This is a genomic window from Bartonella sp. AP7XZML (assembly GCF_042195745.1).
Lineage (GTDB): Bacteria > Pseudomonadota > Alphaproteobacteria > Rhizobiales > Rhizobiaceae > Bartonella.
The window spans coordinates 42786-57151 of record NZ_JBHIOT010000019.1 but is presented as its reverse complement, the minus strand read 5'-3'; the positions used below and the strand labels follow the sequence as shown (position 1 = coordinate 57151).

11 protein-coding genes are annotated in these 14366 nt (G+C 37.1%); 7 read left to right on the top strand and 4 right to left on the bottom strand.

What is annotated here, in order from left to right; all coding sequences use genetic code 11:
- The first annotated feature begins 517 nt into the window (after positions 1-517).
- Together ACFILT_RS01650 and glpX are read left to right on the top strand one after the other, a co-directional pair.
- Positions 518-1834, top strand: a complete 1317-nt coding sequence (locus ACFILT_RS01650) for a homoserine dehydrogenase (protein WP_375679220.1) — start codon at positions 518-520, stop codon at positions 1832-1834.
- Positions 1835-1975: 141 nt separating this feature from the next.
- Positions 1976-2962, top strand: a complete 987-nt coding sequence (glpX, locus tag ACFILT_RS01645; protein WP_375679221.1) for a class II fructose-bisphosphatase — start codon at positions 1976-1978, stop codon at positions 2960-2962.
- A 105-nt stretch (positions 2963-3067) separates the two neighbouring features.
- On the opposite strand, the gene ACFILT_RS01640 is transcribed toward glpX, so the two are convergent.
- Positions 3068-4174 (bottom strand): branched-chain amino acid aminotransferase, encoded by a 1107-nt coding sequence (locus ACFILT_RS01640; protein WP_375679222.1) that lies wholly within the window; start codon positions 4172-4174, stop codon positions 3068-3070.
- 310 nt (positions 4175-4484) lie between these two features.
- Between ACFILT_RS01640 and ACFILT_RS01635 the strand changes: the two genes are divergently transcribed.
- Positions 4485-4760 carry a hypothetical protein gene (locus tag ACFILT_RS01635; RefSeq protein WP_375611528.1) on the top strand — a complete coding sequence of 92 codons (276 nt, stop codon included), beginning with the start codon at positions 4485-4487 and terminating at the stop codon, positions 4758-4760.
- Between the two features lie 177 nt (positions 4761-4937).
- Here ACFILT_RS01635 and ACFILT_RS01630 read toward each other — a convergent pair whose 3' ends face one another.
- From ACFILT_RS01630 to ACFILT_RS01620, 3 genes are all read right to left on the bottom strand, one after another.
- Complete coding sequence (locus ACFILT_RS01630; RefSeq protein WP_375679472.1) at positions 4938-7454, bottom strand: SPOR domain-containing protein; 2517 nt, start codon at positions 7452-7454, stop codon at positions 4938-4940.
- Between the two features lie 151 nt (positions 7455-7605).
- The gene (gene argS / locus ACFILT_RS01625) at positions 7606-9363 is read right to left on the bottom strand and encodes an arginine--tRNA ligase (protein WP_375679471.1); all 1758 of its coding nucleotides are present in this window, start codon (positions 9361-9363) and stop codon (positions 7606-7608) included.
- A 30-nt stretch (positions 9364-9393) separates the two neighbouring features.
- A complete protein-coding gene (locus ACFILT_RS01620) occupies positions 9394-10596 on the bottom strand; it encodes a deoxyguanosinetriphosphate triphosphohydrolase (RefSeq protein ID WP_375679470.1) in 1203 nt (400 codons plus the stop codon).
- 108 nt (positions 10597-10704) lie between these two features.
- Between ACFILT_RS01620 and ACFILT_RS01615 the strand changes: the two genes are divergently transcribed.
- From ACFILT_RS01615 to glmU, 4 genes are read left to right on the top strand one after another with little or no spacing between them, the layout of a single operon-like run.
- On the top strand, positions 10705-11028 hold the full coding sequence (locus ACFILT_RS01615; protein ID WP_273791197.1) for an iron-sulfur cluster assembly accessory protein: 324 nt from the start codon (positions 10705-10707) through the stop codon (positions 11026-11028).
- A 39-nt stretch (positions 11029-11067) separates the two neighbouring features.
- On the top strand, positions 11068-12057 hold the full coding sequence (locus tag ACFILT_RS01610) for a carboxypeptidase regulatory-like domain-containing protein (RefSeq protein ID WP_375679241.1): 990 nt from the start codon (positions 11068-11070) through the stop codon (positions 12055-12057).
- A 43-nt stretch (positions 12058-12100) separates the two neighbouring features.
- A complete protein-coding gene (locus ACFILT_RS01605) occupies positions 12101-12889 on the top strand; it encodes a cytochrome c biogenesis CcdA family protein (RefSeq protein ID WP_375610470.1) in 789 nt (262 codons plus the stop codon).
- A 14-nt stretch (positions 12890-12903) separates the two neighbouring features.
- Positions 12904-14253: a bifunctional UDP-N-acetylglucosamine diphosphorylase/glucosamine-1-phosphate N-acetyltransferase GlmU gene (gene glmU, locus ACFILT_RS01600; protein WP_375679226.1), complete on the top strand. Its 1350-nt coding sequence runs from the start codon at positions 12904-12906 to the stop codon at positions 14251-14253.
- Positions 14254-14366 lie beyond the last annotated feature (113 nt).

The window sequence follows — 14366 nt, the reverse complement described above, 5'->3', positions numbered from 1 at the left end:
ACTTTAATGTAAGGTTCTATTTTGATATATGAGTGCGTTAAGATTTTTGCATTAAAGATTTATAGTTAAAGCTATGGAATGGTAGGAAGGAATGTGTTATCATTTACTGATCTACTTTCATTTTATCCATTCCCTAATTTATCATATGAAAGAATGTTTTTTGTTCCATACTTGTTGATTTAGAAGAGATGTTTTTATTCTTTCTTACCAAGTCTTCAATATTCTTTAACTTGTTATTGATTATTTTTTAGAACTTTTTTTATGGAAACTTGCATTTATCTGTTTTACAGATTTTCATTCTGAATTAGATATTTTATAAAGATTCTGAAATCTTTGAAGACAATAAATATTATATTTTTAGGAATGTTGATTGAACAAGCGGGGATAATTCTATTAGAGAAAATGAAATAAATAGAGCAGGGTATTTCTTTTGTTCTTATGAACATAAGTACTTTTTGTGTTGATTGGCACATCATTTAAACGATTTTTCAATGAAGATAGGGATCAGTGGTTAATAATGGCAGAATCTTTAAAGGTTGGTGTTGCGGGACTTGGTACAGTTGGTACTTCAGTTGTTCGAATTCTATGTGAAAAAGCGAATAGTTTAGCTTGTCAATGTGGGCGATTCATCAAAGTTGTTGCTGTTAGTGCGCGTGATAAAGGTCGCAATCGTGGAATTGATCTTAGTGATATAAAATGGTTTGATTCACCTGTGGAGTTGGCTGCTTCTGATGAGATTGATGTTTTTGTAGAGTTAATTGGTGGTGAATTGGATGTGGTGTATACCGCTGTTAAGAGAGCGCTTGAGGCGGGACATCATGTTGTAACAGCCAATAAAGCTCTTCTTGCTCGACATGGAGTAGAGCTGGCTATAATTGCAGAAAAAAAAGGTGTTTTTCTTCATTTTGAAGCAGCTGTTGCAGGGGGGATTCCTGTTATCAAAGCGATGAGAGAATCACTTGTTAGTAATCGCATATCGCGAATTTATGGTATTCTCAATGGAACCTGTAATTATATATTAACACGTATGTTTACGGAAGGTCTTTCATTTAAAGATTGTTTAGCAGATGCACAGAGACTTGGGTATGCTGAAGCAGATCCAAGTTTTGATATTGAGGGAAATGATACTGCTCATAAATTAGCTTTGTTGACAAGCTTGGCATTTGGAACTGCTGTTTCGTTAGATGATGTTTATGTTGAAGGAATTCATAATATTTCGCAAATTGATATTCGAGCAGCTGATGAATTGGGGTATCGGATTAAGCTTTTAGGGGTTGCATTAAAAACGGATTCTGGAATAGAGCAACGCGTTCATCCAACAATGGTACCAACATCCTCAATGATTGCACAGATAAATGGTGTAACCAATGCTCTTTCTATTCAAAGTGATTTATTAGGTGAATTACTGTTTTCTGGTCCTGGCGCCGGAGGAAAGGCAACAGCATCAGCCGTTATTGGTGATTTGGCTGATATAGCAAAAGCACGTTCTGGTTTTCAGTATGCACCTGTTTTAAGACGTCCAGCATTAGAACTTGCTCCTCATAAAAAAGCACGTATTTCGCATCATGCAGGTGGTTATTTTATTCGTTTAAATGTTCATGATCGTACTGGTGTTTTTGCCGCGGTCGCAAGGCATATGGCTGATAATCACATCTCATTGGAGTCGATTGTTCAAAGATCTTTTGTAGAAGATCAAATTGAAAAAACAATTATTTTAATTACGCACGAAACAACAGAGGTGAATGTACGACAGGCACTTGCAGAAATTGAAAAAGATGGACATCTTGTTGCAAAATCTCAATTTATTCGTATTGAACCTATGGCAAAGAATTGATAACTTTCTTGATAATAAAAAAGCACGCTTGAGTTCTTTTATCTCTTGTGGAAAATTTTCATCTTTGCCAAAAAACTTTATTCTTAGTATTTAATAAGGACTCATATTTTTTCTGGTATTCATTCGGTAGGATTTTTTCATATGCCCACAACTCAGAAGATTTTAAATGGACTTGATCGTATTTTGACGCTTGAATTGGTACGTGTTACTGAACGTGCTGCTGTTGCTGCTGCACGCTGGCGCGGACGTGGCGATGAAAAGGCAGCGGATCAAGCTGCTGTAGATGCAATGCGGCAGGAACTTAATCGATTGCCTATTGATGGTACAGTGGTGATTGGTGAAGGTGAGCGGGATGAAGCGCCTATGCTTTATATTGGAGAAAAAGTAGGTCTTCAAAGTGGATTGGCGATCGATATTGCACTTGATCCACTAGAGGGAACAACACTTTGTGCTAAAAATATTGCCAATTCTTTGGCAGTAGTTGCAATTGCTGAAAAGGGTAATCTCCTTTATGCACCTGATGTTTATATGAACAAAATTGCTATTGGTCCTGGTTATCCAAAGGGAGTAGTCGATATAGATGCTTGTCCTACCGATAATATACATGCTCTTGCGAAGGCTAAAGGAGTGACTGTTAATCAGATTGTTGTTTGTATTATGGATAGACCTCGTCATGAAAAATTGGTTAATGAAGTACGAGCGACAGGGGCGTCGATTCGCTTGATTGGGGATGGAGATGTGGCTGCTGTTATTGATACAACTGATCCAGAAGAAACAGGTATTGATATCTATATGGGGATTGGTGGAGCACCTGAAGGTGTCTTAGCTTCTGCTGCTTTACGCTGTATTGGAGGACAGATGCAAGGTCGTTTGCTGCTAGATACAGAAGAGAAAATTGCTCGTGCAGCTAAAATGGGGATTAGTGATCCCAATAAGGTTTATACAATGGAAGAAATGGCAAAGGGTGATGTTTTGTTTTCAGCAACAGGGGTGACAGATGGCAATATGCTTTCTGGTGTTAAATTTACATCTCGTTACATTCAAACGGAAACTCTCGTAATGCGCTCCCATACGGGTACAGTCCGTAATATTAAAGCGCAGCATAGAGATCATTCAAAATTTGATTAATGTTTTCTTTTTTGTCACTAAAAATAGAGGGAGTTTTTCTAGGAAAAACGCTTCCATGAATCTACTTTCATGGAAGCGTTTATAGATATGAGAATACCTTAAATATTATGAGAGCTGGACAGAATGTACCCAGCCATTTTTATCTTCTATGTTCCCTTTTTGAATGCCAACCAATTGTGTACGAAGCTGCTTTGTAACTTCTCCAACTGTTTCATTTCCAATAATAAATTCTCCCCCTTTATATCTAAAACGACCAATTGATGTGACAACGGCAGCTGTACCACAAGCAAAGGCTTCTTTAAGGTGTCCACTCTTTGCATCTTCTTGAAGCGCTGTAAAAGAATAAGGACGCTCTTCTATTTTTAATCCCATTTGTTGAGCTAACCTTAAGATTGAATCACGGGTTATCCCTGGAAGGATAGTTCCATTAAGAGGGGGGGTTACAAGTGTATTATTGTCCATAATAAAGCAGACATTCATACCACCAAGTTCTTCAATCCATTTATGTTCAATCATATCAAGGAAGAGTACTTGGCTACAATTATTTTCAGTTGCAGTTTTTTGTGCAAGTAAGCTTGCTGCATAGTTTCCACCACATTTGGCAGCCCCTGTTCCTCTTGGACCGGCACGACTATAATCTGTTTCAATCCAGACGCTGACAGATTTTTCTTCTCCTTTGAAATAGGATTCAACTGGAGAGGCTATGACACAAAAAAGATATTCTTGAGAAGGGCGGACTCCCAAAAAGTTTTCATTGCCAAACATAAATGGACGGATATAGAGGCTAGCGTTGGGCTGATCAGAGACCCATTTTTGATCAATCTTTACTAATTGATGAACGGCATCCAGAAAAATATCTTTTGGCAATTCTGGCATAGCTAAACGCCTCGCTGATTCTATAAAGCGTTGTGCATTGGCATCAGGACGGAAGAGCAAGATGCGTCCATCTTTTGCACGATATGCTTTTAAACCCTCAAAAATTTCCTGTCCGTAATGTAAAACGGTACTTGCAGGGTTAATTTCTAAAGCTTTGTATTGAGAAATGATGGCATTGTGCCAGCCTTTGTCTTCAGTCCATTGAATAGTACACATGTGGTCTGTAAAAAATTGACCAAAACCGGGACTTTTTAAAATTTCTTCATATTTTTCTTCTGACAGAGGAGATGGGTGTTTTTCTATTTTAAAGGGAAGCGATGATATGGGAGATTTCATAAAAAACCTTTTGAGTATGTTTCATTTTTATTAATAAAAATAATGAAATATTTTGATTATAACTCTATTATTAACAAAACCTTTGTGTCAATGTTTTATTATAGAATACAAAGGGGTTTATTATAGAATTCAAAGGCTAGAGTAGGGTAGATATTTTAATTCTATCCTCGCTTCTTTTTCTCAACTTTATGAAGTAAACTGGAACTTTTGTCTATAATTATCGTTTTCTCACAATAAGTATCTGAATAATTTCATATATGCATATTTTCTAGAAATTTAAAGGTAAGGGAATTGAGAAAAGGAATCCACTATGATTGATAAAAATTATCACACATATGAAGAACGTATGGCCGCAGAAAGAAGAGGTCGTGAACAACCTGTTTCAATCGCTAAGGGTATTTTTGCTATTCTTCTTGCGATGGTTATTATCTGGTTTATTTTTGGTTTTTTAGGATCTTTTTTTGCAAAATCTCCTGAACATAGTTCGCGTTATAATACCCCAGAAACTAGCCAAAGTGTAACAACGCCCAAAAAAGATTTAAATTCACTTCCTCCTGTACCTTATACCTATAAGGGTACGGAGTAATTTTTTCGTAAATATAATCTTTTAGATAGGGCGAAAATCGACGTAGATTAAGGAATAAAGTCAGCACAAAGACATAAAAAAGAGAGGAATGATTATAATTTCTGAAGTTTTTGATAAGTAATTAAATGGTATGGAAATAAATAATGCAACGGTTGTTAAAACCGTTGCATTATTGGTTTAGCGTGTGATGAAGCAGCTTCCACCAGAACTTTTAATGGATTCACAAAGGATTATGGCTTCATTACGGTCTTGCGCTTGAATCCGAACACGGTAATAAGTACCTTTTCCTGGTATAAAAGCGGATTGAATATTTAAAGAACGGGCACCGATAAGGAATCCAAATTTAGATTTCATATTTTTTAAAGAATTTCTAGCGAGCTCATACGTTGGTTGAGATGCAAGTTGTACGTAATAATTTTCTGAATTTTGTGCTGCGACTCTGTTTGGTGATATGGGGCGAGACGCGGCTGGTGTTTCAACTTGTGTATTTCTTTCTGCATGGGAAGGGATAGGGATAAATTTTTCTTCAATATTTGAGCTAGAATTATTTTCTGCGATTATTTTATCAATATTATTTTTGAGATCATGATCTCTTTCTTGGTCGTTTATATCAGAATCATGCGACGAAACAAGGGACGAATCTTGAAGTTCATTAGAAGTTTGATCAATGCTTTCTTCAGATTGAGCAGCAGTTTTGCTGTTTGTTTGATGCGCGGGGGCTAGTGTAACTGTACCATCTTGATTGACAATAACAGTTTGTACTTCTCGCATTGGAATAGTATGATTTATGGCTTCTGTGACTGCATCTTCAACATCAGATTCATTTAAAGACGATGAGGAAACGCTTGAAGATTCTTCAGGGTTTAATTCTTTTAAATTTTCAGGTTGTTCAGAGTTATCAATAAGAAATTGTTGTGTATTTTCTTGTTTCTCATTTTGTTCAGTTGTTTGTTTATAGATATCTAAATTATGTGCAACATCATTTTTCGTTTCAGTTGTTTCTGGTTTGAATTTAAAAGGCGTATTATCAGCGTGGATAATGACCGTTTCTTCATTTTTTTGTGATGGCATAAAAAAATGAGAATAACCAGCAAACCCAAGTCCTATTAAAATAAGTATAAAAAAACCTTTAATGAAAGTTTTACCAAAAATAAAACTTTTTAAGGGAGGAGGAGCTGATGGATGCGTGGGAACCTCATCTGAGCTTGTGTATGATGAATTCTCGCTAAAAGAGGGAAAATTATATTCCATATTGGCAGAAGAAAAATAGTCGGAATTTTGTTCTTTAGAGTTTATATAAACACCTTCTTTTGAATTTTGCATAGACTGATGAAAAACTTCACTAAAAACCTCATTTTTCTGTTGTTTTTGAGAAAAATTATCCGTTGGGACATTCCCTACATTGAGTACATCAGCAAATTCTTCTTCTAAACCACCATTAGTTGGCACATCATATTCTGGCGCTTCATACGGGACTTCTGGAACCATAATAGGACCAGTTTTTTCTACGATTTCCTCTGAAAATTTATAAGTATCAACATTGGGAGGGGGAGTATCTCTGTGCGTATAGTTATGGGCAAAAAAGCCATCCGTTTGTTTTGTATTTAAAGAGGGGGATGAGGAAAGAAACTCATCTAAATTATTTTCATTATATGAAATTTCTCTATTTGGGTTAGAGGCACCTTCGGCGTTATTGATGTATTGGGCTCGAGCCTCATCATATATCGGAACTTTTTCTCCATAAGTTTCTTGTTGTGAGGGGTTTTCTGCAAAAAAATGGGGATAATTGATTGTATGATCTTCTTGTGAAGCCCCCTTTAAATAAGATTGTCTATCAACTGGTGGAGAATCTAAAGGTGAGGAGAAGGTACTTGTTGTTTGATTTCTTGCAGTGTTTTGTCTTTCTGACACAAGATTAGAAGATGAGAAAAACTCATTTTCCTCTGTAGAAGAGGAGACATCAGGATAATCTTTTTTAATCCAATTTTCTTGATCAGCTGAAATTTTATAGGGATGGTTTATAGGAGTGTCATAGAGGTTTTGATTGTCCTCATAAGTTTTTTGTATATTCGTAGTCTCAGGTTGTTGTGAATTTATTTGTGAAAAACGATTGGTTTGTTCAACATCTTCTGGCGTCTCTCTCTTATTTTCGTGCCTTTCAGATTTATCAAAAAAGAAATTTTCTGATTCTGATTGTGACATAAGATTACTTTTTTCAAGAAAAGGATCTGCACTGGTTGCTGTTTTTTTCTGTTGATGTGATTGATTCTTTGGGATTGGTAATGGAGAAAGCTCATCTAAAATTTGTTCTTCATCATGACTGCTAGGTGAAGAATATTTCTCTTCAGATAAATTATTTTGTTTTGAATGGTTGAAAGAAGAAGATTGTGCAATATCTGAGGCTGTTGCGTTGCTGGTTGCATGCAAGTCCCATTGTTTTTTTTGATCATCAAACGGTAAGTCATGTGCTAAATTATTTTCAAGTTCCTCTTCTAGAAAGGACAAATCAAAATCATCATCATGGGATGATATTTCGGGGTGAGATGTTGATCGTTCTGTTTTTAAAGAAGATTGCTCATTTTTGTTTCCGCTTTGTTTGTGCGGATTAAAAATGCGCGTAAGCCTTTCTAAAGGATCATGGTGTTCATGATCGTGTTTTGTTTCGTGTAGATTTTTGCGATCGTTATCGCTCATAGCTTTTCTCACATGGTGGTTTGCACTTACGTGCAATCAATGGTTGATTTTGATTTGTTATATTAAAATTATAAATTTTCCCCCTCTCATGCAATGATACATGAAAAAGTTTATCAATAGAGTACCTATTGTATGTATTTATAGAACTTTTTCAACGCATTTCTATGGGTGCTTCGACTCCTATGATGGTAAGCCCTGATGATAAAATATTGATAACAGCTTGTATCAATCCTAATCTTGCAAAGGATAACTCTTTATCATCAGGTTGAATAAAGCGTAAATTGAGATTTTCACTCCCTTTATTCCAATGGGTGTGAAAGCTGGAGGCAAGGTCATAAAGGTAAAACGCTAATCGATGCGGTTCTTTATGAATTACGGCCTGTTCAATGATCCGTGGATATTCAGAAAGTTTGCGTATTAACAATATTTCATGGTCATCTGTTAATCGATGAAGATGGGCAATCAATGTATTATTTGAAAAGCTTTTAATATGAAGCGCTTCTTGTGCTTGACGAAAGACTGAGTGACAACGTGCACTTGCATATTGTACGTAAAAGATGGGGTTATCTTTTGATTGTTCTGTTATTTTTGCAAAATCAAAATCAAGAGGTGCTTCACACTTACGGTATAGCATCATAAAACGCACAGGATCACGCCCAACCTCTTCGACAACATCCCGTAGAGTGACAAAAGATCCTGCTCTTTTTGACATGCGTACAGGATGACCGTTGCGAAAAAGTTTTACCAATTGACACAAGAAGACACTTAATTTAGCTTTATCCCCAGAAATTGCTTTTGCCATTGCCTCTAGCCGCTTTACATAGCCAGCATGGTCTGCGCCTAGAATATAAATCATTTCATCAAAATGACGATTAAATTTATCCCGAAAATAAGCAACATCAGCAGCAAAATAAGTGTAAGAACCGTCAGATTTGACTAAAACACGGTCTTGGTCATCACCGACATTTGTTGAACGGAACAAAGTTTGTTCGCTTGGTTCCCAGTCTTCTGTATTTTGTCCTTTGGGAGGGGGGAGTTTTCCTTTGTAGATATAACCATTTAAAGTGAGGTCGTTGATGGTGTTACGAATGGCGCGTGCATTATCTGCATAAAGCATTCGCTCAGAGAAAAAGATATCATGATAAATATTAAGAGCAGCCAAATCTTCGCGAATCATGGACATCATTGCATGAATTGCACGTTCTTTCACAAGAGATAAGGCTTCATCTTTATCCATCGTGAGGAGTTGGTCACCAAACTCTTGAGCAAGCGATTGACCCAATGGTATCAAGTATTCTCCAGGATAGAGTCCTTCTGGAATTTCATTAATTTCTTGCCCAAGAGCTTCACGATAGCGCAATAGTACCGAATGGGCGAGGACTTCGATTTGTTGACCCGCATCATTGATATAATACTCTTTTGTAATGTTATAGCCCGTAAATTGTAGCAAATTGGAGAGAACATCCCCAACAACTGCTCCGCGGCAGTGTCCTACATGCATTGGTCCAGTGGGATTTGCTGAGACATATTCAACATTGACGCATTTTCCTTGTCCCATTGGAATACGACCATAAGAAGTGCCTAATTCAAGCATAGATTTTATAGCATCTTGCCAAAACAATTTTGTAAGCTTTATGTTTATAAAACCAGGACCGGCAACATCTATATTTTCGATAGAGGAATCATTTTTAAGAAGTTCTATGATTTTATCTGCAAGTGCACGTGGATTGATTCCAATAGATTTTGCAAGCACCATAGCAGCATTGGTTGATAAATGACCGTGGGAGGAATCACGCGGAGGATCAACAGTGATTTTTGATAAATCTAGATCTTCTCCATTTTTTCCTTTTATATCAGATAATTCAATTGATCTCTTAATTTTTTTTTCGAAGTTTTTAAAGATATTCATATTTAGCTTCCATGATGATGCCAAAAGCCATTAAACGAAATTATCTATATGGTCAAATAAACGCTGATATTCACGTAGAGCGTAGTGATCCGTCATGCCTGAAAGAAAGTCAGCAATCAAACGTGCTAACTCTTGATTTTTTAAGTGCACTGTTTTGCTCTGCCAACTTTCAGGCATTGTATTTGGATTTTCATAATAACAATTGAATAATTTTTGTACAATGCATTTTGCTGCATTGCGACGACTAAGAACTTGTTCATGGTAGTAAAGATTTTTAAATAAAAAGTTTTTTAGTTCTTTTTCATAAACGGTCATTGTCGGTGAAAAGGTGACAATGGTTTGTTTTGCTTGGTGAATATCGTTTATGCTTGTTGGTTTGATTCGTGCTAAATTTTCTTGTGATTGTTTGATAACATCTTCAACCATGGTTGTTATTTGTCTTCGTACAAGCGTGTAACCGCGACGCGTTTGGTCGAGGTGGGGATGCTCATCTGTTATATCTTTTAATATTGCTGCTGTTAGTGAAACATGTTCAAATTGATCAAGTGTTAAAAATTGCGAACGTAGACCATCATCAATATCATGCGCATTGTATGCGATATCATCTGCAATAGCAGCACATTGCGCTTCTAGTCCTGCAAAACAATCAAGTGCAAGGTCTTGTTTCGCATTGTATTGTAAAATATCGATAGGAACCTCCTTATTCTTCGCGTAAGGACCTAAAAGGGGGCCATTATGCTTTACAAGTCCTTCGAGGGTTTCCCATGTAAGGTTAAGTCCATCAAAATTTGCATAGCGCTGTTCTAGTTTTGTGACAATGCGTAATGCTTGTGCATTATGGTCAAAGCCGCCATAGGGTGTCATGGCTTCATTAAGAGCATCTTCTCCTGCATGGCCAAAGGGTGTGTGTCCAAAGTCGTGAACAAGGGCAATGGCTTCGGCAAGGTCTTCATCAAGACACAGGGCGCGGGCTAATGTTCGTGCAATTTGAGAAACCTCTATGGAATGGGTTAGGCGAGTACGGTAATGATCGCTTTCATCAGCAATAAACACTTGCGTTTTATGTTTAAGACGTCGAAATGCATTAGAATGGATAATACGATCTCTATCTCGTTGAAAAAGTGAGCGTGTGGTGCTCATCGTTTCATGGTATAATCGACCACGGCTTGTTTGTGGATGAGCACTGTATACTGCTCGAGATTGGTAATTGAAGTTGATATTGCCTATATCCATTGCAAGCTGTCTATTATCATCTTAAAATTGAGAGTGGTTTATGAGAAATAAACTGCTCTTTGAGTGTAGGATACTCTTTCTTGATGGTTTAATGCAAGGATATATAAAATGAATGTGAAAATTTCAGATGTTGCTGCCAAAAAAATTGCACAGATACTTTTGCGTGAACCCGATAAAATAGCATTACGTATTTCTGTTGAAGGTGGTGGGTGTTCTGGTTTTTCTTATAAATATGACTTGGTTTCTGAAATGTGTGAAGATGACCTCGTCCTCAAAAAAGACGGGGCAGTTGTGTTTATTGATTTACTATCACTTCCTTTTATGGAAGGAGCTGAGATTGATTTTGTTGATGATCTTATGGGGCAATCTTTTCAAATCCACAATCCCAATGCTGTTTCATCATGTGGTTGTGGTGTAAGTTTCTCAATTTAAAATGATGGCTGTGTGATATTGTTTCTTGAAAAAAAGATCATGTTGGTCAACAATGCAAAAATGGGTATTCTTATAAAAATAGTGCACCGATGTGTATGGTTGTGCGTGGTGCTTGCTTTATTGACTTGGAGCCACTGTGCTTTTTCTGAAGCAGGAGAAGGGCAAGATCAGCAGCAGAGACAATCAAGGAGTTTTATTGTAAAGACTCAAGAGCAGGAGAACGAAAACTTAGCATCTCAAACACAACTCATTTTGAATGCTCGATTAACAAATAGTCATCCGGATATTGAAGAAGGGCTTGTCTGGCGGGTTTATGCCCCTATTCTAGGGATTGATAATAAATTACCATTAGTGGCAACCTATAAGGGGGGAAGTGCACGTTTTGATCTCGAACCAGGAAATTATCTTGTTCATGTCTCATTTGGTCATATGAGTGCTGTGCGCCATATTCGTTTAGAAAATGGGCAGAGTCTTGTAAAAAACTTTAATCTTGAGGCTGGTGGTGTCATTTTAAATGCAACACTGCTCAATGGCGTAATGAATGAAAAGGAACTCCGTTTTACTATTTATGAGGATGAAAAAGAAAATGATGATACGGGAGTGATTATATCAAATGTTAAACCCCAATCAGTTGTGCGTTTAAAAGCTGGCCGCTACCATGTTGCTTCCCATTATGGTTCCATTAATGCGACGGCTCGTTCGGATATTCAAGTGGATGCTGGTAAAATAACAGAAGTTACTCTTGAACATCAGGCCGCTCAGATTGTCTTAAAACTGGTACGACAAGAAGGAGGGGAAGCGCTTGCAGATACAAGTTGGTCTCTTGCCAATGATTCTGGTGATATCGTTTATGAAACAGTAGGTGCGTATGTTTCACTCGTGTTAGCGGAGGGAGAGTATATTGCAATTGCTAAAAATAAAGATAAAATCTATCAAAAAGTTTTTTCAGTCGTTTCTGGTCATGATGAAGATATAAGTGTGGTAGCGAATGAAGAAAATATGCAACAAATTGATGAAGATGTGGATTGATCGTTGTTCATGGGGGTAAACTATGATGAAAGACGGGGTATGAATTTTGATTGAAATTTCAACAGTTGGTGTGTTTTTTGCTGGGGCACTCTCTTTTTTGTCACCATGCGTTTTGCCATTAGTTCCTCCTTATTTGTGCTATATGGCAGGGGTTGGTATTGATGATTTTCGTTCAGAAAAGCCTGATGAGAAAGTCTTTATCCGGTGGGCTTTATTATCTTCTGTTATTGCTTTTGTTCTTGGGTTTACGACTGTTTTTGTTGCTTTAGGTGCCAGTGCTAGTACAATTGGGAAATTCATCGGTTATTATCGTGATTGGTTTGCCCTTGCTGCTGGAATTGTCATTATTATTTTTGGTTTAAATTTTTTGGGGATTTTCAAGATCGCTTTTTTATTTCGTGAGGCGCGTTTTCAGACCAAAAAAACACCTGCTGGTCCTTTAGGCGCGTATATTATCGGTTTAGCTTTTGCCTTTGGTTGGACACCGTGTATTGGCCCTATTTTAGGTCCTATTATAACGCTTGCTGGAACAAAAGAAACTGTGGGAGAGGGAGCTGTTCTCTTAGCGGTTTATGCATTAGGTCTTGCTATTCCTTTTATGTTAGCAGCTTTATTTTCGAGCAGTTTTATGCGATTTTTAGGAGCTTTTCGTATTCATTTAGGAAAAGTTGAAAAAATCATTGGTGTTTTTCTTATTCTTACAGGGATTTTGTTTTTAACAGGTTCTATGCAGGATCTTTCATTTTGGCTTTTAGAACATTATCCTTCGTTGAGTTATATTGAAGATATTCGTTGGCACAGTATTATGAATTTTTTTGGATTTTCTCGTTAGTCTTATGTGTTTTTATGGTTAGAAGCTGTCTTTCTATTGTTCTTGCCGCAGGTGAGGGGACGCGCATGAAATCGTCTCTGCCTAAGGTACTTCATAAAATTGCTGGATTGCCTCTTATATGCCATGTTCTAAAACAAATAGAATTGGCAGGCTCTTCACAATTAGCGGTTGTTGTGGGATATGGTGCTAAGGAGGTTATGCACGTTGTTCAGTCATTTGTAAAAGATGTAATGATTTTTGAACAAAAAGAGCGTTTAGGAACTGCCCATGCTGTTTTGTCTGCTCGTTTAGCTTTGCAAAAGGAGGTGGATGATGTGCTCATTGTTTTTGGGGATACTCCTCTCATTCAGCAAGATTCATTGCACCAAATGCGTGCACAGCTTGCTGATGGAGCAGATGTTGTTTTTGCAGGTTTTCATACCAAACATCCAACAGGTTATGGGCGTCTTCTCGAGAAAAATGGTCAATTGATTGCAATTGTAGAAGAAAAAGACGCTAGCGATGAAGAAAAAAAGATTTCTTTTTGTAACGGTGGAATACTCGCTATGCGTGGAAAACATGCACTTTCTCTTTTAGAGAAAGTTGGTAATAATAATGTGAAAAAAGAATATTACTTAACAGATATTGCTTCTCTTGCAACACGCGAAGGATTAGATGTGCGTGTTGTTGAAGTTCCTTTTGAAGATATTGTAGGAATTAACGACGGTTTTGAGCTTTCTGAGGCTGATTCTTTGTGGCAAAAACGTAAAGCGCGCGATTTAATGTTATCGGGTGTTACACTCTTAAAGCCAGAAACACTCTATTTTTCTTATGATACAGAAATTGCACCAGGGGTGGTGATAGAACCAAATGTTTATTTTGGGTTAAACGTAAAAGTACAATCTGGTGCGGTTATTCATGCATTTAGTTATCTCGAAGGTGCTGTGGTTGGTAGAGATGCACAGATTGGTCCCTATGCACGTTTGCGTCCTGGAACAGAGTTGGCTAAGTCCGTAAAGATTGGAAATTTTTGTGAAGTCAAACAAGCTAAGGTAGGAGAATCTTCTAAAATCAATCATTTAAGTTATATTGGTGATGCCGAAATTGGTGCACATACCAATATTGGAGCCGGTACGATTACTTGCAATTATGATGGATTTAACAAATATAAAACCATGATTGGTGATCATGCTTTTGTTGGGTCTAATACGGCACTTGTTTCCCCATTGGTAATAGGGGATGGCTCTTATGTTGCTTCAGGAAGTGTTATTACTGAAAATATTCCTATGAACAGTATGGCTTTTGGGCGTGCACGACAGGTTATAAAAGAGGGCTATGCGACAAAATTTCGAGAGCGTTTGTTAGAAAACAAACAGAAAAAATGATTATTTTCAGCTTATTCTTTTGTTTCGTGTTAATCTAACGATGGATGGAAGATTTATTCTTAAAGATTGCCGTATTCCATGTTTGAATTATTTTTATTATTTATAGTTTTAAA